Source organism: Rhizobium sp. WYJ-E13 (genome assembly GCF_018987265.1).
GTDB lineage: Bacteria > Pseudomonadota > Alphaproteobacteria > Rhizobiales > Rhizobiaceae > Rhizobium.
This window is the reverse complement of record NZ_CP076853.1, coordinates 373122-399093: the sequence shown is the minus strand read 5'-3', so window position 1 is coordinate 399093 and position 25972 is coordinate 373122. Positions and strand designations below refer to the sequence as shown.

At 61.2% G+C, this 25972-nt stretch carries 26 protein-coding genes and 1 pseudogene; 12 read left to right on the top strand and 15 right to left on the bottom strand.

Going from position 1 to position 25972, the window contains the following annotated elements:
- The first annotated feature begins 51 nt into the window (after positions 1 to 51).
- The 3 genes from KQ933_RS01955 to KQ933_RS01945 all read left to right on the top strand — a co-directional run bounded on the left by KQ933_RS01955 (position 52) and on the right by KQ933_RS01945 (position 2413).
- Positions 52 to 804 carry a L,D-transpeptidase gene (locus KQ933_RS01955; protein ID WP_216757139.1) on the top strand — a complete coding sequence of 251 codons (753 nt, stop codon included), beginning with the start codon at positions 52 to 54 and terminating at the stop codon, positions 802 to 804.
- A 135-nt stretch (positions 805 to 939) separates the two neighbouring features.
- Positions 940 to 1611: a L,D-transpeptidase gene (locus tag KQ933_RS01950; RefSeq protein ID WP_216757138.1), complete on the top strand. Its 672-nt coding sequence runs from the start codon at positions 940 to 942 to the stop codon at positions 1609 to 1611.
- 121 nt (positions 1612 to 1732) lie between these two features.
- Positions 1733 to 2413: an outer membrane protein gene (locus tag KQ933_RS01945; protein ID WP_216757137.1), complete on the top strand. Its 681-nt coding sequence runs from the start codon at positions 1733 to 1735 to the stop codon at positions 2411 to 2413.
- A 16-nt stretch (positions 2414 to 2429) separates the two neighbouring features.
- On the opposite strand, the gene KQ933_RS01940 is transcribed toward KQ933_RS01945, so the two are convergent.
- From KQ933_RS01940 to KQ933_RS01925, 4 genes are all read right to left on the bottom strand, one after another.
- Positions 2430 to 2870: a hypothetical protein gene (locus KQ933_RS01940; protein WP_216757136.1), complete on the bottom strand. Its 441-nt coding sequence runs from the start codon at positions 2868 to 2870 to the stop codon at positions 2430 to 2432.
- A 39-nt stretch (positions 2871 to 2909) separates the two neighbouring features.
- Positions 2910 to 4220 carry a glycolate oxidase subunit GlcF gene (gene glcF / locus KQ933_RS01935; protein ID WP_216757135.1) on the bottom strand — a complete coding sequence of 437 codons (1311 nt, stop codon included), beginning with the start codon at positions 4218 to 4220 and terminating at the stop codon, positions 2910 to 2912.
- A 71-nt stretch (positions 4221 to 4291) separates the two neighbouring features.
- Positions 4292 to 5491, bottom strand: a complete 1200-nt coding sequence (gene glcE / locus KQ933_RS01930) for a glycolate oxidase subunit GlcE (protein ID WP_216757134.1) — start codon at positions 5489 to 5491, stop codon at positions 4292 to 4294.
- Complete coding sequence (locus KQ933_RS01925; RefSeq protein WP_216757133.1) at positions 5488 to 6927, bottom strand: FAD-linked oxidase C-terminal domain-containing protein; 1440 nt, start codon at positions 6925 to 6927, stop codon at positions 5488 to 5490. Before KQ933_RS01925 ends, glcE begins: the two co-directional genes overlap by 4 nt.
- Before the next feature lie 136 nt (positions 6928 to 7063).
- Between KQ933_RS01925 and KQ933_RS01920 the strand changes: the two genes are divergently transcribed.
- The gene (locus tag KQ933_RS01920) at positions 7064 to 7960 is read left to right on the top strand and encodes a LysR family transcriptional regulator (protein WP_216757132.1); all 897 of its coding nucleotides are present in this window, start codon (positions 7064 to 7066) and stop codon (positions 7958 to 7960) included.
- 3 nt (positions 7961 to 7963) lie between these two features.
- Here KQ933_RS01920 and KQ933_RS01915 read toward each other — a convergent pair whose 3' ends face one another.
- The gene (locus tag KQ933_RS01915; protein WP_216757131.1) at positions 7964 to 8815 is read right to left on the bottom strand and encodes a LysR family transcriptional regulator; all 852 of its coding nucleotides are present in this window, start codon (positions 8813 to 8815) and stop codon (positions 7964 to 7966) included.
- Between the two features lie 115 nt (positions 8816 to 8930).
- Between KQ933_RS01915 and KQ933_RS01910 the strand changes: the two genes are divergently transcribed.
- A complete protein-coding gene (locus KQ933_RS01910) occupies positions 8931 to 9917 on the top strand; it encodes a zinc-dependent alcohol dehydrogenase family protein (RefSeq protein ID WP_216757130.1) in 987 nt (328 codons plus the stop codon).
- Here KQ933_RS01910 and KQ933_RS01905 read toward each other — a convergent pair.
- Both KQ933_RS01905 and KQ933_RS01900 read right to left on the bottom strand, forming a co-directional pair.
- Entirely contained in the window at positions 9914 to 11071 is a 1158-nt protein-coding gene (locus KQ933_RS01905) for an adenosylhomocysteinase (protein WP_216758806.1), read from the bottom strand. The genes KQ933_RS01910 and KQ933_RS01905 overlap by 4 nt on opposite strands.
- Before the next feature lie 90 nt (positions 11072 to 11161).
- A complete protein-coding gene (locus KQ933_RS01900) occupies positions 11162 to 12040 on the bottom strand; it encodes a LysR substrate-binding domain-containing protein (protein WP_216757129.1) in 879 nt (292 codons plus the stop codon).
- 269 nt (positions 12041 to 12309) lie between these two features.
- Between KQ933_RS01900 and KQ933_RS01895 the strand changes: the two genes are divergently transcribed.
- The 5 genes from KQ933_RS01895 to KQ933_RS01875 all read left to right on the top strand — a co-directional run bounded on the left by KQ933_RS01895 (position 12310) and on the right by KQ933_RS01875 (position 17633).
- The gene (locus tag KQ933_RS01895) at positions 12310 to 12822 is read left to right on the top strand and encodes an NUDIX hydrolase (RefSeq protein ID WP_216757128.1); all 513 of its coding nucleotides are present in this window, start codon (positions 12310 to 12312) and stop codon (positions 12820 to 12822) included.
- A gap of 62 nt (positions 12823 to 12884) precedes the next feature.
- Entirely contained in the window at positions 12885 to 14381 is a 1497-nt protein-coding gene (locus KQ933_RS01890) for an inorganic phosphate transporter (protein ID WP_216757127.1), read from the top strand.
- Between the two features lie 14 nt (positions 14382 to 14395).
- Complete coding sequence (locus KQ933_RS01885; protein ID WP_216757126.1) at positions 14396 to 15133, top strand: 16S rRNA (uracil(1498)-N(3))-methyltransferase; 738 nt, start codon at positions 14396 to 14398, stop codon at positions 15131 to 15133.
- Between the two features lie 142 nt (positions 15134 to 15275).
- Complete coding sequence (locus KQ933_RS01880) at positions 15276 to 16649, top strand: glutamate--cysteine ligase (RefSeq protein ID WP_216757125.1); 1374 nt, start codon at positions 15276 to 15278, stop codon at positions 16647 to 16649.
- A gap of 93 nt (positions 16650 to 16742) precedes the next feature.
- Positions 16743 to 17633: a DUF937 domain-containing protein gene (locus KQ933_RS01875; RefSeq protein WP_216757124.1), complete on the top strand. Its 891-nt coding sequence runs from the start codon at positions 16743 to 16745 to the stop codon at positions 17631 to 17633.
- An 86-nt stretch (positions 17634 to 17719) separates the two neighbouring features.
- Here the strand turns inward: KQ933_RS01875 and KQ933_RS01870 are convergent, their stop codons facing one another.
- A complete protein-coding gene (locus KQ933_RS01870; RefSeq protein ID WP_216757123.1) occupies positions 17720 to 18019 on the bottom strand; it encodes a DUF1127 domain-containing protein in 300 nt (99 codons plus the stop codon).
- A 207-nt stretch (positions 18020 to 18226) separates the two neighbouring features.
- Here KQ933_RS01870 and KQ933_RS01865 point away from each other — a divergent pair, with 207 nt between their 5' ends.
- Complete coding sequence (locus KQ933_RS01865) at positions 18227 to 19186, top strand: LysR substrate-binding domain-containing protein (RefSeq protein ID WP_132652560.1); 960 nt, start codon at positions 18227 to 18229, stop codon at positions 19184 to 19186.
- A gap of 7 nt (positions 19187 to 19193) precedes the next feature.
- Here KQ933_RS01865 and KQ933_RS01860 read toward each other — a convergent pair whose 3' ends face one another.
- The 4 genes from KQ933_RS01860 to KQ933_RS01845 form a co-directional block, all read right to left on the bottom strand.
- A complete protein-coding gene (locus KQ933_RS01860; protein ID WP_216757122.1) occupies positions 19194 to 19835 on the bottom strand; it encodes a TetR/AcrR family transcriptional regulator in 642 nt (213 codons plus the stop codon).
- A gap of 257 nt (positions 19836 to 20092) precedes the next feature.
- The gene (locus KQ933_RS01855; RefSeq protein WP_216757121.1) at positions 20093 to 20968 is read right to left on the bottom strand and encodes a dienelactone hydrolase family protein; all 876 of its coding nucleotides are present in this window, start codon (positions 20966 to 20968) and stop codon (positions 20093 to 20095) included.
- A 120-nt stretch (positions 20969 to 21088) separates the two neighbouring features.
- Positions 21089 to 21505, bottom strand: coding sequence for an MAPEG family protein (locus KQ933_RS01850; protein ID WP_216757120.1), 417 nt, complete (start codon positions 21503 to 21505; stop codon positions 21089 to 21091).
- 101 nt (positions 21506 to 21606) lie between these two features.
- Positions 21607 to 22380 (bottom strand): SDR family oxidoreductase, encoded by a 774-nt coding sequence (locus KQ933_RS01845; protein WP_216757119.1) that lies wholly within the window; start codon positions 22378 to 22380, stop codon positions 21607 to 21609.
- Positions 22381 to 22480: 100 nt separating this feature from the next.
- Here KQ933_RS01845 and KQ933_RS01840 point away from each other — a divergent pair, with 100 nt between their 5' ends.
- On the top strand, positions 22481 to 23395 hold the full coding sequence (locus KQ933_RS01840; protein WP_216757118.1) for a LysR family transcriptional regulator: 915 nt from the start codon (positions 22481 to 22483) through the stop codon (positions 23393 to 23395).
- Positions 23396 to 23399: 4 nt separating this feature from the next.
- Here the strand turns inward: KQ933_RS01840 and KQ933_RS01835 are convergent, their stop codons facing one another.
- From KQ933_RS01835 to KQ933_RS33300, 3 genes and pseudogenes are all read right to left on the bottom strand, one after another.
- Positions 23400 to 23948: a hypothetical protein gene (locus KQ933_RS01835; RefSeq protein WP_216757117.1), complete on the bottom strand. Its 549-nt coding sequence runs from the start codon at positions 23946 to 23948 to the stop codon at positions 23400 to 23402.
- Positions 23949 to 23950: 2 nt separating this feature from the next.
- Positions 23951 to 25435, bottom strand: coding sequence for an IMP dehydrogenase (guaB, locus tag KQ933_RS01830; RefSeq protein WP_216757116.1), 1485 nt, complete (start codon positions 25433 to 25435; stop codon positions 23951 to 23953).
- 175 nt (positions 25436 to 25610) lie between these two features.
- Positions 25611 to 25821: pseudogene (locus KQ933_RS33300) on the bottom strand (MBL fold metallo-hydrolase); the annotation flags it as partial.
- Between the last annotated feature and the right edge of the window lie 151 nt (positions 25822 to 25972).

The window sequence follows — 25972 nt, the reverse complement described above, 5'->3', positions numbered from 1 at the left end:
GGCGGACAATTCCGCCAGTGCATTTTCGGTCATTTGTAGAGAGTCCGCCCGATGATGAAACCCCTTGTCCTTGCCGCAGCCATGCTCGGCATTCTGTCCACGGCCGCCCTTGCAGACGACCGCTACGCCTCCCGTCCACCCGTCGTGCTGAGCCCTGACCTCACCGCTCCCTGGATCAACCAGCTCGGCGGCGGCCGGGTTCGTCCCGTCGTCTACCAGCGGCCGGTCGTCTACCAGCAACGCGGCCTTTTCCAGCAGCGTCGCACGGTCATCCAGCGCGCGCCGCAGCCGGCGCCGCAGACCGTGTCTGCCATCCGCCCCGGCGTTCCCGTCATCCGCGGACAGGTCGAGCCGCAGTTCCTGCCGCAGATGGTCGACTACGACACGAAGGAAAGGCCCGGTACGCTTGTCATCGACACCAACAACCGCTTCCTTTACCTCGTTATAGATGGTGGCAAGGCCCGCCGCTACGGCGTCGGCGTCGGCAAGCCTGGTTTCGAATGGGCCGGCGCCCACAAGATCACCCGCAAGTCGGAGTGGCCGGACTGGACGCCACCCTCGGAAATGGTGAGCCGTGAAGCAGCCAAGGGCCATTATCTTCCTGCCCGCATGGATGGCGGCCCGGAAAATCCGCTCGGCGCCCGCGCCATGTATCTCGGCTCCACCCTCTACCGCATTCACGGCACGAATGCGCCCTGGACAATCGGCAGCGCCGTCTCCTCCGGCTGCATCCGCATGCGCAACGAAGACGTGGTCGACCTTTACGATCGCGTCAACGTCGGCACCCGCGTTATCGTGATGTAAGAGCAAATAACGGTCAGCGGGCGGCAAGAACAGCCGACCGCTGGCCTGCAAAAAATCGTATCCCTCACCTCTCCGACTTGAAATTCAAACCGATTTGACTAGCCTCTAGCGGTCCTGAAGGAGAGGGTATCGAAAATGAAGCAATTTCTTAGGCTCGCGGCGGCGGCTGCCGTTGCGTTGTCCTGTACGGTAGTGACTGTCAGCGCAGAGCCGGTCATGACCGCGACTGACGCCGTGCGGGGCGTCAAACAGACCCGCGAGATCAAGCCGCAGTTCCGCAAGCGCGTGGTTCGCCTTACCACCAGCGAGAAGCCCGGCACTGTTATCGTCGACACCAACAACAAGTTTCTCTACCTCGTAGAAGGTAATAACCGTGCCACGCGCTACGGTATCGGCGTCGGCCGTGACGGCTTCGGTTGGTCTGGTGTCGTGACGGTCGGGCGCATGGCCGAATGGCCGAGTTGGACGCCTCCAGCTGAGATGCGTGCCCGCGAGGCGCGTGCGGGTCACAATCTTCCCGCCGTTCAGCCCGGCGGCCCGGACAATCCGCTCGGCGCGCGCGCCATGTATCTCTACAAGGGCGGCCGCGACACGATCTTCCGCATTCACGGCACGAACCAGCCCTGGACGATCGGCCTCAACATGTCCTCCGGCTGCATTCGCATGATGAACGACGACGTGTCGCATCTTTACAAGCGCGTTTCCGTCGGCACCAAAGTCATCGTCGTCGGCCCCGGCAACAAGCAGGGCAGCGTCGCTTTCCAGGACAAGGGCATCGACATCCTGCGCACCATGTTCGGCGGTTGAGCAACGCTTCTGGTAAAAATGAAAGGCGCACTCGGATGCGCCTTTCTATTCTTTAAAATTGTGACACAGAACTCTGCCAATGAATCGAACCGATAACCTTTTGGTCGTTCGGGGATATTCAATGTCATATGCATTGCGCCTTTCCACCTCGCTTCTGGCAGGCATTGCGTTTTCCGCTCTTGTATCGATTGCCGGCACGGCTTCCGCCGAAGATCTGGAATTTTCCATTTACGGCGGTTACCAGACGGCACCGCACAGCCACGTCGACGTTTCCGACGGCACATCCTTCAGCGCCGGCTGGGAAGGCAAGTCCTTCGGCAGCCCGCCTTATTACGGCGGCCGTGTCACCTGGTGGCTCGGCGACTTCAACCTGCCGAACTGGGGCGTGTCGCTCGACTACACCCATGACAAGGTCTATGCCGACGACGAAACCATGGCGCGTTCGCCGGGCTGGACGCATTTCGAATTCACCGACGGCCTGAACCTTGTGACGGTCAACGGCCTCTACCGCTTCAAGGACCCGGCGCGGCCCTGGACACCCTATCTCGGTGCCGGTGTCGGCGTGAACATTCCGCATGTCGAAGTCACCCGTCCCCAGGGCACGACCTTCGACTACGAATTCGGCGGCGTGACCTTCCAGGCGCAGGCCGGCGTCGACTTCCGCGTCACCGACCACTGGTCGACCTTCGTCGAATACAAGGGCACCTATTCGCGCGTCGACGTTCCGATCGACAGCGGCGACCGCCTGAAGACGAACATCGTCACCAACGCGGTCAACGTCGGTATCTCGTACCACTGGTAGAATTCGAGCTGCGCGACTATTTCGTGCCGCAGCTCACCTTGCCTTCCACAACGAAGAAGCTGGCGCCGCTTTCGATCCGCAGCGCGTAGGTGCCACCGAAATTCGGCGAAGGCTTGCCATGCTCGCCCGCGAGAACCGCAAGATCCAGCGTCTCGCTTCCAGTATCATCACGTTCCGTGTCGAAGACTTCCAGGCGCAGGTCGCCATCGCGCGACCAGCGGTTCGTGAGATCCTTCGATTCGAATATCCGCTTGTTGAAGCTTTGGGATTTGGAAGCATCCTTGAGCATCAGCGCACCGCGAAAATGGATGAGCTTGTGGCCACCGCCGTCTTCAAACGCGCTTTCGAGGGTAAAGCGCACGTCCTTGTCATCGGCAGAACAGAAATATCTGACATCGGCGTGCGCCACACCAGCCGCGCCGAGCAACACGCCAAGCACCATCAATCCGCGCCACATAGCCAAAACTCCCTGCGATCCGCCAATGAATCGGTACTTTCAGGCTAGCGGCAAACCTCTTAATTTTTCAGGCACAGAGCCGCCGTAAGCCCAATCCAGGAGTTCGATCGTATGCAGGATCGGCGTTGATGTGCCCGATCTGATCTGGGTGATGCAGCCGATATTGCCTGTCGCGATGAGATCCGCCTTTGTGGCCTCGATGTTCTTGACCTTGCGGGTCTTCAGGGCTGCGGAAATATCCGGCTGCATGATGTTGTAGGTACCGGCCGAGCCGCAGCAAAGATGGCCTTCCGCCGGATCGCGAACGGTAAAACCTGCCGCCTTGAGCAAATGCTTCGGCGCCATGGTGATCTTCTGGCCGTGCTGCATGGAGCAGGCGGAATGATAGGCAACCGTAATGCCCCTCGGCATGTGCGCAGGCAGTTCGAGCCCAACAAGATATTCGGTGATGTCCTTGGCAAGAGCCGAGACGCGCGCCGCCTTACCGGCATAGGCCGCGTCAAGGCGCAGCATATGGCCATAATCCTTGATCGTCGTGCCGCAGCCGGACGCAGTGATGATGATCGCGTCGAGGCCGCCAGCTTCGATTTCGCGGGTCCAGACATCGACATTGGCGCGGGCCGAGGCAAGCGCCTGTTCCTCGCGCCCCATATGGTGGACCAGCGAGCCGCAGCAGGCCTCGCCCTCGGGAACGACGACCTCTATACCAAGGCGCGTCAGCAACCGGATGGTCGCCTCGTTGATGGCGGGATCGAGAACGGGCTGCGCGCAGCCGGTGAGGATCGCGACGCGGCCGCGGCGTTCGGCCTGTGGCTCATGGCGGCCGGGTTTGGCGAAAGGCGATGGCGCCGGGATGCTTGATGGTGCAAGCGCCAGCATGGCGGCAAAGGGTTTCAGTGCGGGTCCGCGCATCAGGCCGGCAAAGGGACGGCCGATACGGGCCAGCGCAAGCGCTGCCCGAAAGCGGCCGGGATAGGGCAGCACCGCTGCCAGGATGGCCCGCGTCAGCCGGTTCATCAACGGCCGCTTATAGGTCTTTTCGATGTGAACTCGGGCGTGGTCGACCAGATGCATGTAATCGACGCCGGAAGGACAGGTCGTGGTGCAAGCGAGGCAGGAGAGACAGCGGTCGATATGGGTGACGACCTCGGTATCGGCCGCACGGTCGTTTTCCAGCATGTCCTTGATGAGGTAGATGCGCCCGCGCGGACTGTCGAGCTCGTTGCCAAGGGTGACGTAGGTCGGACAGGTGGCGGTGCAGAATCCGCAATGTACGCATTTGCGAAGGATCTGCTCGGATTCGGCCACATGCGGATCGGCAAGCTGGGCGAGCGTGAAGTTGGTCTGCATTCACGCGATCTCCCGGGGCGAAGGGGAGACAAAGGACGCCGATCGTGAATACTCTGGAACAAGCATCTCCATCATCCCATCTTGCCCGGATTGAATATCCCCGCCGGATCGAACTTTTCCTTCACACGACGCGACAATAATGCCACGGCCTCTTCCGCGGGATGGAAGGCCGATATCGCCGCCCTCGCATTGGCGGGCGCACGGACCAGCGTCGCATGACCGCCGCCAAGCGCCTTGACGAAGCGGCGCACGAGATCTGCCTCCGGATCGGCTTCCATGCGCATCCAGATGAGGCCACCCTGCCAGTCATAGAAGGCGTCGACGCCGGCTTCGAGCCTCAAGGCCGCAACAAGCTGATGGCCGGTGTTCGGCGCCATGGACACGCGCCAGACAGGCCGTGCGGTTCCATCGGCATAGGGTGCCACGTCGCGGATCTCCTGCCAGATCTGCCGGCTGGCAGCCGCATCGAGCCTCGTGGCCTGACCGAACGACCCCATCGACGACAGAAGCTTTGCCGCGCGTGAGTCAACCGAACCGGGCAGGCCTTCGATGCGCAGCACTGTCGCCTCCCCCTCCGGCAGCTTGCCGCCGAGGAATTTCCAGGTCACGGTCAACGGCAGATGGGCGGCACCCGAGACTTCCACCGGCAGAGCCATGGCTGCGGCCATGGCATTTGCGGCCTCGGCATCGCTGAGACCGGAGATGACGATGGTTTCCTCAGTCTTGGGGCGCGGCGGCACGCGGAAAGTCACCTCTGTCATCAAACCGAGCGTGCCGTGCGAGCCGGACAGCAGCTTCACCAGATCGAGACCGGTGACGTTCTTCATCACCCGGCCGCCGGCCTTGATGATCTCGCCTTTGCCATTGACGAAGCGGATGCCGAGCAGGCTGTCGCGCGCCGCACCCGCCACGAAGCGGCGCGGACCGGAGACATTGGCGGCAAAGACGCCGCCGATAGTCGGTTCGCCCGACGTGCCCATCAGGGCGCGGTGATCCATGGGCTCGAAGGCAAGCATCTGGCTGTTTTCGGCCAGCGCTGCCTGGACTTCGGCAAGCGGCGTGCCCGCCTTTGCCGTCATCACCATCTCACACGGATTATAGGCGACAATGCCGGAAAGGCCGGTCGAGCGCAGGCGATCTTCCGCCTCGACGGCATTGCCGAAGCCTGAGCGCGTGTCGCCACCGCTGATGGCGAGCGCTCTGCCCTCTTGTGCATGCGCACGGATGATTGCTGCGGCTTCCTCTTCGCTTGCCGGCACCAGATCGATCATGCGGCGGGACGCCCCTCAAGCGGGAAGACCTTGGAAGGGTTCAGCAGCCATTGCGGGTCGAAGGCGGCGCGTGCCGCCATCTGCTGGGCAAGATCGGCCTCGGAATATTGATGGCGCATCAGGTCACGTTTCTCGATGCCGACGCCGTGTTCGCCGGTCAGGCAGCCACCGGCATCGACGCAAAGCTTCAGGATATCGTTGCCGGCCGCTTCGGCCTTCGCGGCATCCTCGGGATCATTGGCATTGAAGAGGATCAGCGGATGCATGTTGCCGTCGCCGGCATGGAAGACATTGGCGACGCGCAGGCCGTAACTTGCGACGATCTCCGACGTCCGCTGCAGCACATGCGAAAGCTGGCTCAGCGGCACCGTGCCATCCATGCAAATGTAATCGGCGATGCGGCCGGTGGCGCCGAAAGCAGACTTGCGGCCCTTCCAGATGAGTGCCGCTTCGGTCGCCGACTGGCATTCGCGCACCGTCTTGACGCCATGGGTGCGAGCGATATCGACGATGCTTTTCAGCATGTCGTCCATTTCCGCTTCCGATCCCTCGACCTCGACGATCAGCAACGCACCGACATCGAGCGGGTAGCCGGCATGGGCGAAGGCCTCGCAGATCTCGATCGCCGGCTTGTCCATGAATTCGATGGCGACGGGAATGATGCCGGCGGCGATGACATCGGCAACGCAGCGGCCGGCTTCCTCAGAGCTTTCGAAACCGAACAGCACCGGGCGGGCACCCTCCGGCTTGGCGATGAGACGCACGGTCGCTTCGGTGACGATGCCGAGCTGGCCCTCATGGCCGCAGACGAGGCCGAGCAGATCGTAGCCTGCTGCATCCAGCGCCTTGCCGCCGAGCTCGATCACCGTGCCGTCGGTCAGCACCATCTTGACACCGAGCAGGTTGTTGGTCGTCACGCCATATTTCAGACAGTGTGCGCCGCCGGAATTCATGCCGATATTGCCGCCGATCGTGCAGGCGAGCTGGGAGCTCGGGTCCGGCGCATAGAAGAAACCATCCGCAGAGACGGCTTCCGAAATGTTGAGATTGGTGACACCGGCCTGAACGACGGCGCAGCGATTGGCGAAGTCGACTTCGAGGATGCGGTTCATCTTCGACAGGCCGAGCACAACCGCATCTTCCTGCGGGATCGCACCGCCCGAAAGCGACGTGCCGGCGCCGCGCGGGACAACCGGAATGCCGTAGCGATGACAGTATTTCATAACGGTTGCCACTTCCGCCGTCGAGCGTGGCAGGGCGACGGCGAGCGGCAGGCGGCGGTAAGAAACGAAGGCATCCGTCTCGAAGGGCACGAGTTCGCGCACTTCATGGATCAGACATTCCGGCGGCAGGAGATCGATGAGATCGGCAACGATTTCCTTGCGGCGCGCCAGGACATCGGGACGTGGAGCGAGAAACGAAATGGCGTCGGACATGGCGTTCTCCCTCGGCCGGCATCACGGAAACCGGCCGCAAATCCTCCCTGCGAACGGTTCCTTCGGCTTAGCACTTTCCCGAAACCGGCGCAAATGTTAAGCACTTATGCCAAAAAGGAAAAAGTTATAAAAGCTTATGACCAATCTGGGTGATCTCGAAATCTTTGCCAAGGTCGTTTCGACCGGCAGCATGTCGCTCGCCGGCCGCGCGCTCGGCTTTTCCCCTGCTGTCGTTTCCAAGCGCATCAAGCGGCTGGAAGACCGGCTCGGCACACGGCTTCTGCAGCGTACAACGCGGCAGATCTCGCTGACGGAAGCCGGCCAGGGCTTTTACGACCGCGTACTCGGCATTCTGGCGGGGCTGGAAGAGGCGGAATTCTATATTTCCGGCCGCTCGGCGCAGATGCACGGCACGCTGAAGATCTCCGCCCCCACCTCCTTCGGGCGGATGCATATCGCGCCGCATCTGAAGGCCTTCATGGAGGCGCATCCGGAGCTCGTCATCAACCTGGTGCTGACGGATGAGTTCAGCGATATCATCGGCGGCGGCTTCGACCTCGCCATCCGCATTGCGGAGCTGACCGATTCCAGCCTTGTCGCACGTCGGCTGGCGCCCGTGCGCCGCGTGCTCTGCGCCTCACCTGATTATGTCGCCGCCCATGGCATGCCAAAACATATCGAAGAGTTGAAACAGCACCGCTGCCTGCCGGCTCACAACAACGACGTCTGGCGGCTCGACGGCCCGGATGGGGCCTTCAGCCTGCGACCGGAGGGCATGCTGATCACCAATTCCAGCGAGGTAATCCGCGAAACGGTGATTGCCGGCCTCGGCATTGCGCTGCGCTCCACCTGGGATATCGGCGAGGAGCTGAAGAACGGCAAGCTGGTGCAGGTGCTGCCGGCCTATGAGGGCTCGCACAATGTCACGCTCTCGGCGGTCTATCCGAGCCGGCAGTTCCTGCCGGCCAAGGTTCGGCTGTTCATCGATTTTCTGGCCGAGCTCTACGGCCCGGTTCCCTACTGGGAGCGCTGAGCGCTAATCCGCCAGCCGTTCGATGACGAGATCGAGCAGCGCCCTCAGCCGTGCCAGCCGCCGCATGTCACGGTGATAGCCGACCCATGTGTCGCGTCCGGGCGGCGCTTCGCCAAGATCGACCGGCTCGATGGCCGGAATGGCATCGCCAAGCGGCCGCGGCAGGACGGCAAGACCGGCGCCTCTGGCACAGAGGGTCGCCTGCACATCCCTGTTGTTGCTGCGCATGGTGATATCGGCCTTCGGCAACAGCCGCCGCAGCCAGCCGACATCGGGCATGCCGCCGAAGGCCTCGTCCATGGTGACGAACCGGGAGCCCGTGCCATCACCCGCCTCCGGATGCGGCAAGCCGCGGCGGATATAGAGACCATAATCGATATGCAGGAGCTTGCGGGATATGACCTCCGTCTCAGCGAAAGGCGCAATCCGGAAGACGATATCGGCCTCGCGTCGTGAGAGGCTGAGAAGCCGGCTGTCGGTCAGGAGTTCGATGACGACCTTGGGATAGGCGGCCGAAAATTCCGCCAGAACTGGCGACAGGACATGGGCGCCGAACCAGTCCGAAGAAGAGAGCCGCAGCAAGCCGTCAAGCTGCCTGTTCTGGCCGGCGAGCTCTCGTTCCAACCCGAGTGCTTCCTCCTCCATGCGTTCGGCATGGGCAAAGACCGTCGCTCCTTCATCCGTCAGCATGAAGCCTTCGGCCGTGCGCTGGAAAAGCGTCTGGCCAAGCGAAGCCTCAAGCGCCCGCAGCCGGCGTCCCATGGTCGGTTGGGTCAGGCCGAGGCTGCGGGCGGCGGCGCCCAGCGTTCCAAGCCGGGCAATAGCCAGGAAGAGTTTCAGGTCGCTCCATTCCAAGTGCTTAATTCCAGGGTTGGCTTCAAACAAAAATGCATGGTTTTCATTCGTTATCTTTGATTTCCATTCATAATTCAATGCGGCATTCTGCGGCCAACAAACCAAGGAGAGTTCCATGAGCACGATGAAAGCAGCACTTGTCGAAGCACAGAATGCCGAATTCACTATTGCCGAGATCGCAAAGCCTGTTGCCCAGGCGGGCCAGATCCTCGTCCGCATCAAGGCCGCGGCGCTCAATCCGCTGGATCTGAAGATCAGAGCGGGCGAAGCCGCACATGCCCGTCACCCGCTGCCCGCCATTCTCGGCATCGACATGGCCGGGATCGTCGAAGCGGTCGGCCCCGGTGTGACAGGCTTTCGCCCCGGTGACGAGGTCTATGGCATGACCGGCGGCGTGGGCGGGTTGCAGGGATCGCTTGCCGAATTCGCAGCCGTCGATGCCGATCTCGTCGCGCTGAAGCCGCGCAATCTTTCCATGCGCGGGGTCGCTGCGCTGCCGCTGATCGCGATCACCGCCTGGGAAGGTCTTGAGGAACGCACACAGGTGAGAGCGGGCCACAAGGTGCTGGTCATCGGCGGCGGCGGTGGCGTCGGCCATATCGCCGTGCAGATGGCCGTTGCCGCCGGTGCCGAGGTCTATGCCGTCGATGGCGGTTCGAAGGCCGACTATATCAGCAGTATCGGTGCGACACCGATCGACTATGCGGTCGAGACGGTCGATGATTATGTTGCCCGATATACGGACGGCAGAGGCTTCGACATCGTCTACGACACAATCGGCGGCAAGGGTCTCGATGCCGCCTTCCAGGCCGTCGCCAAGTTCGGCCATGTGGTCACGAGCCTCGGCTGGGGTACGCATTCGCTGGCGCCGCTGTCCTTCAAGGGCGCCACCTATTCCGGCGTCTTCACGCTGGCACCGCTCCTGACCGGCGAGGACCGCGCCCATCATGGCGATATCCTCAGGCATATAGCCACACGCGTCGAAGCCGGAACGCTGATGCCGAATCTCGACCCGCGGCCGTTCTCTCTCGCGGAGGTAGGCGACGCCTACCGGCTGCTGGAAAGCCGGGAGGCCGAAGGCAAGGTCGTCGTCGAAATCTAGCGCGCTAGATCGAGATAGGCGCTCGCGACCATCGCGTCGATATCCGCCGGCACCGGCACGATGCAGGATTCTGCGCCGACACCGCGCTTTGCGACCCGCTCCAGGCAGCGGGCCTGCAAAGTGAAGCCGAGGTCCATCGACTCGACCGAGTTGCCGAGCGGGCGCGGACCGGCGAGATTGGCCATATGGCCGCCGCCGAGTACGTGGAAGGACCGGCCGTCCTTCAGGTGGAAGGTCTCGATATGATCTGCCTCGTAGCAGTCGATATCAATGACATCGGGATGGCTGCGGAAGGCTGCGACATCGATCTCATGCGGGAAATGACCGCCATTCATCAGGATCGCGCCGTCCCTAATCAGCGGCAGATCAGCTGACGTGACGATATCGGGGAAGCCGGTCACTGTGGCGATGATATCAGCAGAACGGATCGCCTGTTCGCGCAACGGCGTGACGAAACCGTCGAGATGCGCCTCGAGGCTGGTGACCGGGTCGATATCGACGACACTGACCGTCGAAAAGGCATTGCGGAAGCAGGCCGCCGTGCCCTTGCCGCAGGCGCCGTAACCGAAGACCGTCACGCGCTTGCCATTGGTGGAGCGGTTGGTGAACCGCATGTAGCTTTCGAACAGGCTCTGGCCGACGGCATGCTTGTTTTCGGCGAATTGCTTGATCGGACTGTCATTGATGACGAGGATCGGCATCGCGAGTTTCTCGCGCATCGGCAGCAGCCGGGTGCGGCCGGAGGTCGTCTCTTCCGTGCCGCCGAGCAGATTGGCATAGGGCCTCTCGGCCGCGATGGCGAAAAGATCGCCGCCATTGTCCAGCAGCAGATCGGGCCTTTCGGCGACGACGGCCTCAAGGCTCTGGTGGTGGGCGACGGGGTCGGTCGTCCGGGTTGCGAAGACGGTGAAGCCCTGGGCGCGCAGGAATTCTACCGTCGCCGGCTGTGTGCTGTTCAGGTTGCCGGTGCAGACGAGGTGCGCGCCGCCGACCCGCAAGGTCATGAGCAGAGCCACGGTCTTCGGCTCCAGATGGATTCCGGTGCCGATGGACAGGCCATCAAAAGGCCGCGTCCTTTCGAATTCCACTGCCGTTGCCTTCAGCAGGCGGCAACTGTTGCCGATCCAGTCGATGCGTGTCGCAAGCTTTTCCATCATATGCCCTTTCGCTCCCTCTAATCTAGCGAGGCGGAGATAGGGCCGGCATGGAGATATTTCTGATGAAAGGGTAGAAAAACTGCCCCTTCAGGATGCGCCGCCGGAGCGCAGCAGCCAGTTTCGAAGCGCAGTAAAGGCAGGCCGTTTCGCATCTGCTGTCCGGCAGCAGAGGCTATAGCCTGCCGGGCGGCGGATGAAGCCATAGGGGGCAACCAGGATGCCGCGGCTGAGATCGTCCTCGATCGAGGCTTTCGGCGCCAGCGCAATGCCGAGGCCGGATCGGGCTGCGCCCAGCGCCAGCAGCAGATCCTCGAATTCGCGCCGGCGGGAAAAGGCAACCGGCAACGTGCCGCTTTCGGCGAACCATTCGGCCCAGAGCTTCGGCACGCTACGGCTGACGAGAATAGTCATATCCGCCATTGCTTCGGGGTCACCTGAAAGTCCGGCAGCAAGTGCCGGTGTGACGACCGGTCCGAACTCATCCTCCATGAAACGCGTTTCCGTCATCCCGACAGAGGAGCGCTGCTCGCCGCCCATAATGACGGCATCGAAATCCGGATGTTGGGACAGCGGCTCGACGACGGTCATGGGTACGATATCGACCTCAATAGCGCCAAGGCTTGCCTGCATGTCGACCGCACGCGGCATCAGCCACCAGATGGCAAAAGCCGAGGGTACGCCGAGGCGGATGCGCTTCCTGTCCGCTTCCTCAAATTCATCGGCCGCACGCTTCAATATGGTAAGGGCAGTACCGGCGGCCTCGGCAAAAGCGCTCGCCTTCTCGGTCGGCACCAGCCTGCGGCCGTCGCGCGTGAAGAGCTTCCCGCCGAGGTGGTCTTCGATTGTCGCAATCTGCTGGCGCACGGCGCCGCGTACCACGCCCAGCTCTTCGGCCGCCTTCAAGATGCTGCCGTGGCGACAGACGGCTTCGAAGGCACGGATCGCATTGAGAGGCGGAAGTCGCATAATTACCACATTGTCGAAAATCGCGGTGGATCACATGATCGCGGCATTGAACGGAATGCAAGATCAGACCATATTGTACAGCTGTGCAAGACGACGCATTCGGGACAGGAAATGACGGAATTTCCGAACCTGCCCAGCTTCGATTTTTCCTATGTACAATGAATCAAATCGTGTTCCGCCTCGTTTTGCACGTATGGATCGCGCAAGCTTTTCATAGGATACTAAAATAATAACGACTCAGATCAACGATCGTAAAGGTGACCCGACAATTGACCCTTCTTGCCCGCCTGGCTTCTGATGTGCAACTCATGTTTCGGCGTCCGCCGCGACAGCAATATGCTGCGCTCTGTTACCGGGTGAAAAAGAAGTCGGGTGAGCTCGAAGTTCTGCTGATGACCAGTCGTGATACCGGGCGCTGGGTGATCCCCAAGGGCTGGCCGATGAACCGCAAATGTGCCTATGAAGTTGCGGCGCAGGAAGCCCTGGAAGAAGCTGGCGTGCGCGGCACGGTGGAGACCGAAACGCTTGGCCACTATACCTACCAGAAGGTTTTGCGCGACGGCCTTAAGGTGAACTGCAAGGTTCAGGTCTACGCCCTCGAAGTGACCGGTGCGACGAAGAATTTCAAGGAAAAGGGCGAGCGAACCATCGAGTGGGTTTCCTGCGACGAAGCGGTCAAGCGCGTCCAGGAGCCCGAATTGCGCAACCTGTTCCTCGCCTTTAAACGGCGCATGGCCGAAAAACCTTCCAGCGGCATTCCGAAACAAATTCCGGCGGAATGAGTCTTGCCATCTTGTGCTGCTAGAAAAGGCGGCGCAAAAGCAGGACTTAGCCAGGAAACAGAATGCCGCAACGCAACGCCGTCCTCACGAAACGCACGCTTGATAAGGATCTCGACAAATTTACTCATGTCGAGGATGCGGCCAAGCATGTCTCGCGACGGTTGGTGACGCCGGGACTTGGCCTGATCTTTCTCGGCCTCGCCATGCTTTTTGCTGGCGTCTACGTGTTCGACAGGCCGGGCGCAGTGCTGGTCATTGCTGCCTCAGCACTTGCCGCCTACATGGCCATGAACATCGGCGCCAACGACGTGACGAACAATGTCGGCGCGGCCGTCGGCGCGCGTGCCATCACCATGAAGCAGGCGCTGATCACCGCCGCAATCTTCGAGGTGCTGGGTGCGGCGATCGCGGGCGGCGAGGTCGTCAAGACGATTTCCTCCAGCATCATCGATACGGTGCAGGTCCCTCCCGCTACACTCGGCTGGATCATGATGGCGGCGCTAACGGCTGCCGCGCTCTGGATCAACCTCGCCACATGGATGAAGGCACCGGTTTCGACGACGCACGCAATCGTCGGCGCTGTGATCGGGGCAGGCTTCGGCGCTGCAGGACCGGAGCCCGTCAACTGGCGGATAATGTTGGAAATCACCGCAAGCTGGATAACGTCGCCATTGATCGGCGGGCTGATCGCTGCCGGGCTGCTCTATCTGGTGAAGACCCTCATCGTCTATCGCGAGGACAAGATCGCTGCCGCCCGGCAGTGGGTGCCCGTGATGATCGCCGTCATGGCCGGCGGCTTCACGGCCTATATGGTGCTGCAGCTTGCGCCGCAGGGACGATATTCGTCGCTGACGATCCTTCTGATCGGCATCGGCATCGGGCTCGTCAGCTGGCTTGTCGTGCGGCCGCTCATCCTGCGGCAGGCGGAGAACCTCGAAAACCGCAACAGTTCACTTCGCACGCTGTTCCACTTTCCACTGATCGGCTCGGCCGCGCTGCTCTCCTTCGCGCATGGCGCAAACGACGTTTCGAATGCGGTCGGCCCACTCTCGGCCATCGTTCACTCGGCCGGTAGCGCTGACAACAGCATGACCGGTCATCCGCCGCTCTGGGTGATGCTGATCGGCGCTTTGGGAATCTCGGTCGGCCTCCTGCTTTTCGGGCCGCGCCTCATCCGGCTCGTCGGTGAGGAGATCACCAAGCTCAACCCGACGCGCGCCTATTGCGTGGCGCTCTCGACCGCCTTCACCGTCATCTTCGCCTCCTGGCTCGGCCTGCCGGTCAGCACCACGCATATTGCCGTCGGCTCGGTCTTCGGCGTCGGCTTCTTCCGCGAATGGTACACGCGCCATTCGAAGCGTCGTATCGAATTCATACGCCGCAAGGCCGAAAGCTTCGAGATCGACGAGCCTGAGCCGAACGTCCACGAAGCCCGTCGGCGCTATCTCGTCCGCCGTTCGCACGTCATGACGATCGTCGCAGCCTGGGTCATCACCGTGCCGGTTTCGGCTGCGCTTGCGGCCATGATTTATTGGGTTATGTTCGCGCTCTTCCTATGAGTCAGGGTTCCAGGATGCGCGCCAATTTCCGCATGCAGCGGCTTTTCATCGATGCCCCCTTGTCAAAGGGCGCTGCCATCGAGGCCAATGCCGACCAGTTCAACTATCTCGCCAACGTCCTGCGCATGGAAGAGGGTGCGGACATCCTTCTCTTCAACGGCCACGACGGCGAATGGAAGGCGAGTCTCTCCTTCCCGACCCGAAAGCGCATCCTGCTGTCAGCCACCGAGGAGACCCGGCCGCAGCCCGCACCCTCCGACCTGCACTATCTTTTCGCGCCGCTGAAGGTCGGCCGCATGGATTATCTGGTGCAAAAGGCAGTGGAAATGGGCGCCGGCCTGCTGCAGCCGGTCATGACCCAGCATGTGCAGGGCAAGATCACCAATCTCGACAAGATCCGCGCCAACGTCATCGAGGCAGCCGAACAGTGCGGCATTCTCGGCATTCCCGATGTCGCCAAGCCCGTGCGGCTTGCCGATCTGCTCGACCACTGGCCTTCGGACCGGCGCATCATCTATTGCGATGAGGGCGATGCCGGGCAGAACCCGCTGCCGCTGCTTTCCAGGGTGACGGAAAGGAAGCTTGCGCTTCTGGTCGGCCCGGAAGGCGGCTTCTCCGAAGAGGAGCGGACACGCCTGCGCAGCCTCGACTTCGTGACCGCAATACCGCTCGGTCCACGCATCCTGCGCGCCGACACGGCCGCGGTCGCAGCGATGGCGGTGATACAGGCTGCAATCGGCGATTGGAATTGACTTTTGCACATCGGCTCTCTGGAAAGGCCTGCTATTTTTTTGATGACCTGTTGAAACAATTTCACTTGCAACTTAGCTGGCTTGGGCACTAATCACCCTTCCAATTGCCCCGGCTCCGGCCTTCCCGAATACAGGTACTTTCATGGCTCGCGATACTACCGACCAGACGCCGATCTCTTCGGTTCAAGAGCTGACCGATTACCTTGCTGCGGGCAACAAGCCGAAGGAGCGTTTCCGCATCGGCACCGAGCACGAGAAGTTTGTGTTCTTCCGCAAGGACAACAGCCCCGTTCCTTATTTCGGCGATGCCAGCATCTCGGCGCTCCTGAAGGGCCTGCAGGCCAAGAGCGGCTGGGAGCCGATCATGGACGGTGACAACATTATCGGCCTCGGCGAGCAGAACGGCATGGGCGCCATCTCGATCGAGCCCGGCGGCCAGTTCGAGCTTTCGGGCGCACCGCTCGAGAACATTCACCAGACCTGCAAGGAATCCAACCAGCACCTGGCGCAGGTGCGTGAGATCGCGGAGCCTATGGGCATCGGCTTCCTCGGCATCGGCGGCAGCCCGACATGGACCTATGCCGAAACTCCGCATATGCCGAAGTCGCGCTACGAGATCATGACCAGCTACATGCCCGAGGTCGGCACCCGCGGTCTCGACATGATGTACCGCACCTGCACGATCCAGGTAAACCTCGACTTCTCGTCGGAAGATGACATGCGCCGCAAGATGCGCGTGTCGATGAAGCTGCAGTCGCTGGCAACCGCGCTCTTCGCCTCCTCGCCCTTCACCGAAGGCAAGCCGAATAGCATGCTCTCCTGGCGCGGCGATGTCTGGCGCGACGTGGACAACAGGCGCAGCGGCCTCCTGGATTTCACCTTCCGAGACGATTTCGGTTTCAAGGATTATGCCGAATGGGCGCTCGACGTGCCCATGTATTTCGTCATGCGCGACGGCCACTATCACCGGGCGACCCATGTCACCTTCCGCCAGTTCATGAACGGCGCACTGAAGGGCGAGATTGCCGCCTATGAACCGACGATGGGCGACTGGACGAACCATCTTTCGACGCTCTTCCCCGATGTGCGCCTGAAGCGTTTCCTCGAAATGCGCGGTGCTGATGGCGGTCCTTGGCGGCGCATCTGTGCTCTGCCGGCCTTCTGGGTCGGGCTGCTCTATGATGACACCGCTCTTCAGGCTGCCGACGAACTGACGAAGGACTGGGGCTTCGACGAAGTGAATGTGCTGCGCAACGCGGTGCCGGAGGAAGGCCTCAAGGCTCAGTTCCGCGGTCATGCACTGATCGACACGGCGCGCGAAGCCGTCAATATTTCCCGGACCGGCCTCAAGGCGCGCAACAGACTGAACGGCGACGGCGTCGATGAAAGCATCTTCCTTCAGCCGCTCGACGAGGTCCTGGCCAAGAAGGCAACGCTCGCCGAAGACCTGCTGGCGCTCTATCACGGACGTTGGAACGGCTCGGTCGAGCCAGTCTTCCAGGAATATCAATACTAAGAGGCAAGTACCGCTTCCAAAAAGCCGTTTGCGCAATCCCATTTCGAGCTATAGTAGCGCGAATATGCGCCGCTATCCGGGAAAGGGACTTTCATGCTGCCACTCTTCGATATGATGATGCAGGCGCAGAACGGGGCGGCGATGGATGCCGTTGCCAAGCAGTTCAACCTCGCGCAGGAACAGGCGACGAAGGCGATGGCCGCGCTGACGCCGGCCTTTTCCGCCGGCCTGAAGCGCAGTACCAGCAACCCCTACGATTTCGTCGGCCTGATGCAGGCGGTCGCGTCGGGTAATTATGCCAAATATTTCGAGGACATGAGCAAGGCGTTCACGCCCGAAGGCATTTCCGACGGCAATAACATCCTCTCCCAGCTCTTCGGCTCCAAGGAGGTCTCGCGCGCCATTGCTGCGCAGGCGGCGCAGATGACCGGCATCGGCCAGGAAATCTACAAACAGATGCTGCCCGTCATGGCCGGTACGCTGATGGGAGGGCTCTTCAAGCAGTCGACCGGGCAAATGGCCTCGCCAGTCAACCCCTTCGTCAATACCGCCATGGGCGAGACGATCCAGAAATGGCTTGAGAGTACCGGCTTTGCGCCGAAGCCGAAGGCAGCACCCGAACCCAGCATTTTCGATAATCCGTTCACCCAGGCCATGCAGCTGATGTTCAGCATGCCGAAGCCGGCGCCGCAGCTGCAGCCCGTTAATCCATTCCTCGACAATCCTTTCGCCAAGGCATTCCAGGAGATGATGACAGGGCTTCAGCAGCCGGCGGCAAAGGCTCCGGAACAGCCGAACGAAGAACCGAAAGCCGAAAACGACAGCTATACCCAGATGCTGAACGCCATGTTCGACAGTGGTCTCGAGGTGCAGAAGAGCTATCAGAAGAGCCTCGAAGCGATCTTCGAAGCCTATCGGCCGAAACCCACACCCTCTCCCGAAGATCCCACCCCCTCAGGCCCCTCTGCAACGGGCAAGAAATAAAAAAACCCGGAGATGGCTTGGGAAAGCCGATCACCGGGTTAAGCAGCAGGGCTATTGGCTATCACCCTGCGGGGAAACGCGTGCGTTCAGTCCCTGTAGGGGCGCATGACCGCAATGTGCCGGCGGCGCTTGGCCGCCTGCGTCAGACGCTCCGATGGATCTTCAAAGAAGGTCGAAGCGAGGAAGGCGGAGGTGACATCGGCCCGCGTCAGGCCGATATCCCGCAACTGATTGTCATCAAGGTCGTGCAGCCCATTCACCTGCGAGCGATTGCGCACAATGCGAAGGGCGGCTGCCAGCGGCGCGAAAGCGGCCATGAGACGCTGGGTAAACCTCGGGGCGAGCTTGCCGCAGTCGAGTTCTAGTGTCGGTTCATGAGTGCGCATCGAACTCTCCTTTCTTCGGGGCGCAGAACAGCCCGCCCCGCCTGCGAGGTCGTGCAGGAAGGGTGAAGCTGATCACAGGTTGGACAGGCAGGGTGTCTGTCCTTCACTTTGCTTGATTTGCATCCCGAAGATGCCAAAGACCTATTGATCAGTCCAACGAATGTTTCTAATGATTAACATCAGAGATCTTTATGGATGGACAAGATCATGTCGGCGCCGCTTGATATCGACCAGTTGCAGACCTTCATCGCGATCGTGGATTCCGGCAGTTTCACCAAGGCTGCCGACAAGGTCTACAAGACACAGTCTGCCGTCTCCATGCAGATGCGGCGCCTGGAAGAGCGTATCGGCAAGCAGCTCTTCATCAAGGACGGCCGCGGCAACCGGCTGACGGTCGAAGGCGAAAAGCTGCTCAATTATGCGCGCCGCATCATCCGCCTGAACAATGAGGCGATCGCCGCATTCGATGACAACAGGCTGGAAGGCACGCTGCGCATCGGCACGCCCGATGATTATGCCGACCGTTATATGCCCGAGATCATCGGCCGGTTCGCCAAGACGCATCCGAATGTCGAGCTCTACATCGTCTGCGAGCCCTCGGTCGACCTCGCGGAACGCATGCACAAGGGCGAACTCGATATCGCGCTCGTCACCCACAATCCGCGCGAGCGTATTTCGGATGTGGTGCGAACGGAACCGCTCTGCTGGGTGAGTTCGGCCAACCATCCGATCCGCGACGATGCACCGGTGCCGCTTGCCGTCGGTCGGCGCGACTGCCAGTGGCGGCAGCTCGCCTGCTCGGCGCTCGATGCTGTCGGCCGCGAGTATCAGATCCTGTTCACGAGCTGGTCCTGCACCGTGGTTGCTTCGGCCGTGTTAGCCGGCATGGCGGTTTCGGTCATGCCGGAATCGGCGCTCCGCACAGGCATGAAGGTATTGAGCCAGGCAGACGGTTTCCCGGCGCTGCCGCCGGTGCAGATCGGCATCATGAAACGGCCGGGCGTTTCCCTCTCGCTGATGAATGCCATTACGGCACATATCACGGCCTGCCTCGACAACATCACGCCGACCGTCATCGAAGATGGATTGGAGCAGGATGTGAAGACGGGTTACGCCCGTCACTATCCGCGGCTGAAGGCTGCGGCCAGCATGATGCCCAGCTGGTAGGCAAGTCTTACGCTGCTGAAGCGGACGTCGGAGCAAATAAGGAGGCGCGGATGACGCGCTTCCATTCCTCGAGGATGCGCTCGCCGAAACCATCTTCGCTCAAGACCGCAAGGCGGATTGCAGCACCGATCAGGTGGCTGAAAAGGTAAGTGCGTGCCTTCATCTGGTCATCGCAGAGTTCCGGCGAGAGGCGGCGCACGGCCTCCTGAAAGATCGCAGCAATCTGACTGCTATGCTCGATGTTCAGGCGTAGGAGATCCTGATCAGTCTCCGTGCCCATCCAGACACCGAGATAGGCGGCGTCGTTACGATATTCGGCATAGTACCAGTCGATCACCCTGGAGATGAGATCGAGCGCCTCGTCGAAGGACCGAACGTCCGCGAACATCTCGGCCGTCTTCTGCTGGATCGCCTGGGCGTGACGATCGAAGAGCGCTTTGACGATCGCCGCCTTTTCGGGAAAATACTGATAGACCGAGCCGATCGGGACCTTTGCCGCGACCGCAAGCTCGGTCATCCGCATGGCGCTGACGCCCTTTTCGGCGATGATGGTGGCTGCAGCGTTCAGGATGAGATCCAGCCGCTGGATGCTGCGCTCCTGTTTCGGCTTCCTGCGAAGAGCAATACGATCCGAAATGTCCGCGCCCATGTGGTTCCCATCTGTCTCGTTATTGCGCAGCGGAAATAACGTGTCATACCGGCGCGTCGGGCCGATATGACATGCAGGTATTCATCCGTCGTAAAGGGAAATGGTCGGATTTTAAGCAATGGCAAGAGCTTATGGAAAACGGGGCGTTATGCCCCGTTTTTGGCCTGTGTAAAAGGCTTCTTAACACCTCATTCAGCAAGCAGGTTGAGCACCTGGCGGCCCGCCTTTGGGCCTTTCGGCACATTGCAGAAGGCGGGTCAGGCGAGGTTCTGTTTCAGAAACGCGACCGTTCGGCCCCAGGCGAGATCGGCTGCCGCCTTGTCATAGCGGGCAGCGGACGTGTCGTTGTTGAAGGCGTGGTTGGCGCCGTCATAGATGTAGATCTCAAATCTTTTGCCATTCTCCTCCAGCGCCTTCTTATAGGCATCGATGCCGGCATTGATGCGGTCGTCGAGACCAGCATAGTGGAGCAACAGCGCCGCCTTGATATTGGCGACTTCCGAGGCCGGTGGCTGCGCGCCGTAGTAGGCCACGCCTGCCTTCAACTCCGGCGATTTGACCGCAAGATTGTTGACCGCGCCGCCGCCCCAGCAAAAGCCGATCGCGCCGACATTGCCGTTCGTAGCCTCGAGCTTGGAAAGATAGGCGACGGTCGCCTCGCCGTTTGCGACGGTCGTCGCGGCATCGAGCTTGCCGAACATGTCGCGCGCCTTATCCTCATTTTCCGGCGTGCCGCCCTGCGGCGAGAGGAAGTCCGGAGCGAGCGCCACGAAGCCTTCCAGTGCCACGCGGCGAGCGACATCGCGGATATGCGGATTGAGGCCGCGGTTCTCATGGATGACGATGACGGCGCCGAGCTTGCCGGATGCATTCTTCGGCTGAACCAGATAGCCCTTCATGTCGCCGCCGCTGCCGGGATAGGTGATATCCTGGCCGGTCAGACGATCGTCGTTTTCGGCGACAACCTCGGCGGCGGCCTTGTTGGCGGCCAAGAGCGGCGCGATTGCCGCGGCTGCGGTTGCCGAGCCGGCAAGCTTGGTCAGCTTGTCCATGAAGCTGCGGCGATCCAGCGTCAGATGCGTATATTCATCATAGGCGTTGATCATTGCCTGCGTAATGACGGGCTTTTCCATGACAGACCTCCTCTGTTCCCTACCCCATGCCCAATCGGCAAGAGGGAACATAGGTCAGCGCCCGATAACGGAGGAACAAAACTGTGTTACCGGCCTACCTGGATCAAGAAAATCGTCCGGTCAGGAGAACATCATCCATCCGGCAAGCCAGGCCCACATGGCACCGAGCACACCAAAACCGGCGGCGAAGAGCGGGCTGCGGAAGCGCAAATCGTTGCTGGTGACATGCACATAGGCATGGGCATAGCGCAGGATGACAAACAGCCAGGCCAGCACGACGGCCACAAGATTATCCGCCTCGGTTATATATAGAAGGATGCAGCAGGCATAGAAGAGCACCGGCAGTTCGAACTGGTTGGCAAGGCTGTTCTTGACGAAAAGGCATTCGGGCGGTTCGTCGCGGTTCTCGCGATAGCCGGATTTCTTCATGCGGCCTTCCCGAACCGCCTTGCCGCGGCGCAGACCAAGCAGCCCGTAAAGGATATAGACTAGCAGGACGTGGGCAAGCAGAGGCCAGAACATCTCAAAGCCGGTCATCAATCATTCCCTTCGTTTCGGCGACTGCGGGAGCAGTAGCGGAAAGACCGGGCGGATGCCAGAGCCAGGACGGCCCGCTATGGAGCGGGCCGTCTTCAGGGTCAGACCTGGGCGATGCCACCATCGACGAAGATTTCTGCGCCGGTGATGAAGCTCGAATCTTCCGACGCGAGGAACAGGGCCGTTGCAGCGATTTCTTCCGGGCGGCCGACGCGGCCCATCGGAACCTGCGATGCCATATAATCCAGCAGCCCCTGCTGCTGCGCCTTATCCCGGCCTGCAAGCTCGACGAGACCGGTGGTTTCCGTCGGGCCGGGGCTCAGCGTGTTGATGCGGATGCCGCGATCCTTCAAATCGAGGATCCAGTTGCGGGAAAAGTTGCGAATTGCTGCCTTCGAAGCGGCATAGACGCTGAAGGCCGGCGTGCCTGATGCGCCCGCCGTGGAGCCCGTCAGGATGACCGAGGCACCTTGGCTCAGGAGCGGCAGAGCCTTCTGCACGGTAAAGAGCACGCCCTTCACATTGCGGCCGAAGGTATCGTCATACTGCTCTTCGGTGATGGCGCCGAGCGGCGCAAACGAGCCGCCGCCGGCATTGACGAAGAGCACGTCGATGCGGCCTGCTTCAGCCTTCACCTCATCATAGAGGCGGTCGAGATCGGCAAGCTTTGCCGAGTCCGCCTGGATGCCGGTGACGTTTCCGCCGATTTCGGCGACTGCCGCATCCAGCACTTGCCTGCGGCGGCCGGTGATGAATAGGCGTGCGCCTTCGGCTGCGAAGCGCTTTGCGGTGGCAAGGCCGATGCCCGAAGTGGCACCGGTGATAACCGCGATCTTTCCATTCAGCCTCTGCGTCCCATTCACTGTCTGGGTCATTGTCGTCGTCTCCTGTTGTGTTCGACTGAACTGAAGATGTGGACGGGTCTTTCGTTTCTGAATAGAAAGAAATGAAAGATATCATTGCAGGAATGAAACAATGAGTTTTCCGGATTTCGAGGGTCTCGCCATGTTCGCCAAGGTGGCGGAGGAGCGCTCCTTCGCCCGGGCAGCCAAGACGCTCGGCGTTTCCGTGCCGACGGTATCGCGGGCGGTCAGCCGGCTGGAAGACCGGCTTGGCGCGCGCCTCTTCAATCGCACGTCGCGGCAGCTCGCACTCACCGATTTCGGGCTGCGGCTCGTGGACCGCGCCCAGCGCATCTATGCGGAGGCGGAAGCTGCCGAGAATGCGGCGCGCGAACTTTCCAGCCAGCCGCGCGGGCTGATCCGCCTTGCCGTGCCCATGGTTTTCGGGCGGCAATGGCTGGCACCGATTCTGCCCGACTTCTTCGAACTCTATCCCGAAGTTTCGATCGACATGCATATGAGCGATGCGGTCGTCGACCTTGTGGGCGACGGCTTCGACGCGGCGCTGCGCATTGCGGTGCTGCCGGATTCCTCGCTCGTGGCGAAGAAGCTAGCGCCAGTCGCACCCTTCATTCTCGCCGCCCCCTCCTATCTCGAGAAATACGGCTGCCCGCAGCATCCGCGCGAGCTTGCCGCCCATCATTGCCTCGGTTACGCCTATCGGCTGCGGCAGGATATCTGGCGCTTCAGCAACAATGCGGGAGAAGAGGAGATCGTCGTACCGACCGGGCCACTCAGGGCGACCAATTCGGAAGCACTGATCCCGATGGCATTGCGCGGCCTCGGTATCGTCGAACTGCCGGAATTCATGGCCCATGAATATCTTGCCGACGCGCGCCTGAAAGCGATCCTGACCGATTGGAGCCTGCCGAAGGGCGCGCTTTATTTCGTAACGCCAACGGCGCGTGCCCGGCCAGCAAAGGTGGAAGCACTCGGGGACTTCCTCTCGGCCAGGCTTTCACACCCGACATGGCGCTGGCCGCAGTAAGCGCTCAATCCTCGCGCGTTTGATGGAGAATTGCGCCTCGGACGATGAGGATGGCGCAGACGGCGAGACTTGCGAATTTCAGCTTCGTCATCCACGGCAGGATCTGCGCGGCAAATCCTGCCGCACCGCTGTCGCTGAAGGCGACGAGGCTCGACAGGTTTTCGGCATAATCGGCAAAACCATAGATGAAAGGCAGGACATAGGTGATCCGACCGAGCAGGCGGGGAGCCTGCCGGCCGTGCCATGTCTCGATCGGCCCGAGCCGCAGGAAAATCAAAAGGAGAAGTGCGGTCAGCAGAGCCGGAAAGATGAGTTCCGGGCCGAAATACATGGCCCGGAGAATATGGCTTGCCGTCTCGTTCTGGTCGAGCAGCGTCTGCATGTGAAATACTGCAGACTCATCATAGCCTGCGAAATAGGTATCGAGTACCGCCTGCCCCGTCTCGTGTTCGAAGGGCATGGTGAAACCGAAGGTGGTCCAGCCGAGAACGACGAGGCAGAGGGCTGCGAGCAGCGCGATGATCCATAGCGGAATCGAGCTGCACGCTTTCATGATCAGACGCCGACGCCCGGATAGTTCGGGCTTTCGCGGGTAATCGTCACGTCATGCGGATGGCTTTCGCGCAGGCCGGCGCTGGAGATGCGCACGAAGGTGGCGCGCTCCTGGAACTCCTTGATATCCTTGCCGCCGACATAACCCATGGCAGCCTTGAGGCCGCCTGCGAGCTGGTGCAGGACGCCGGATACCGGACCCTTGTACGGCACCTGGCCTTCGATGCCTTCGGGCACGAGCTTCAGTGTATCGCGCACCTCAGCCTGGAAGTAGCGGTCTGCCGAACCGCGCGCCATAGCGCCAACGGAACCCATGCCGCGATAGGCCTTGAAAGAGCGGCCCTGATAGAGATAGACCTCGCCCGGGCTTTCATCGGTGCCTGCCAGCAGCGAGCCGACCATGACGGCCGAAGCTCCTGACGCGATGGCCTTGGCCACGTCGCCCGAGAACTTGATGCCGCCATCGGCGATAACAGGAATATCCTGATCCCGTGCAGCCTCGACTGCCGACATGATGGCGGCAAGCTGCGGAACGCCGACGCCGGCAACGACGCGCGTCGTGCAGATCGAACCCGGACCGATCCCGACCTTGACGGCGTCAGCACCGGCATCGATCAGCGCCTTGGTGCCGTCGCCCGTCGCAACGTTGCCGGCCATGATGCGAACGGAGTTGGAGAGCTTCTTGACGCGGGCGACCGCTTCCAGAACGCGAGCCGAGTGGCCGTGTGCGGTATCGACGACGAGCAGGTCGACGCCGGCATCGATCAACCGTTCGGCACGCTCGAAACCGTCGTCACCGACGCCGACGGCTGCAGCAGCGCGCAGGCGGCCCTGCGCATCCTTGGAGGCGTTCGGGTTGAGCTGCGCCTTTTCGATGTCCTTGACTGTGATGAGACCGACGCAACGGCCTTCGCCGTCTACCACCAGCAGCTTCTCGATGCGGTGAGAGTGCAGCAGGCGCTTGGCTTCCTGCTGGTCGACGCTTTCCTTGACCGTCACGAGATTCTCGCGGGTCATGAGTTCGTAGATCTTCTGTGTCGGATCGGATGCGAAGCGGACGTCGCGATTGGTGAGAATGCCGACGAGACGGCCGGATTTTTCGACGACAGGAATGCCGGAGATGCCATGCATCTTCATCAGCGCCAGGGCATCGGCAAGCGTTGCGTCCGGACCGATCGTCACCGGATTGACGACCATGCCGCTCTCGAATTTCTTGACCTGGCGGACCTGCTCGGCCTGCTCGATCGGTGTCAGGTTCTTGTGAATGACGCCAAGGCCACCGGCCTGCGCCATGGCGATCGCCAGACGGCCCTCAGTCACCGTATCCATAGCAGCTGATATGATCGGGATATTCAGCTCGAAGTCGGGTGCGAGACGCGTTGCAACACTCGTCTGACCTGGCAGGACTTCGGAATGACCGGGTTGCAGCAGCACATCATCGAAGGTGAGTGCGTCCAGTCCGGTCGGCGTTTCTATGATGCGAGCCATGGCCAAATTCCTTCAAGAAAGAAAAATGCGACCCACCCGGTACGAATCGTCCGCACCGGCGGTGTGCATGAGTTTATGGAAGTTGGCGAGGGCTGGTAACACGTCTATGACAGGAAGGAAATAGCAAAAAGGCCCGGCATGCGGCCGGGCTCGGTATAGGAGCCATGCGCATGGCTCAAATGTCGAACCGGCCAGTCTTCGGCACGAAACGATAACCGATGCCCTGTTTCTCGACGAAACCGACCGCCGGAAGTTGCCGCCGCCTGCACTTGTCCATATCGAAGCGCACGTCCCAGTCCGACCCGGTCCGGCGGCCGCGGCGACAGGAAGGAGTGGTTTGCCGTGTCGCCAGTCATAACCAGCCGCTTGTCGTCGAATTCGACGTAGCCGGATTTCTTGCCTCGGCCGGGTAAGTATCTTTCAATCTTGAGAGGCAAAAGTGTCGAGCAACCGTCTCACGCAGTCGTGATCCAAACGTCTGATGGAACCCGATTGGGGGATTGGCAGAGCCTGTAACTGGGACTACACAGCACGGGC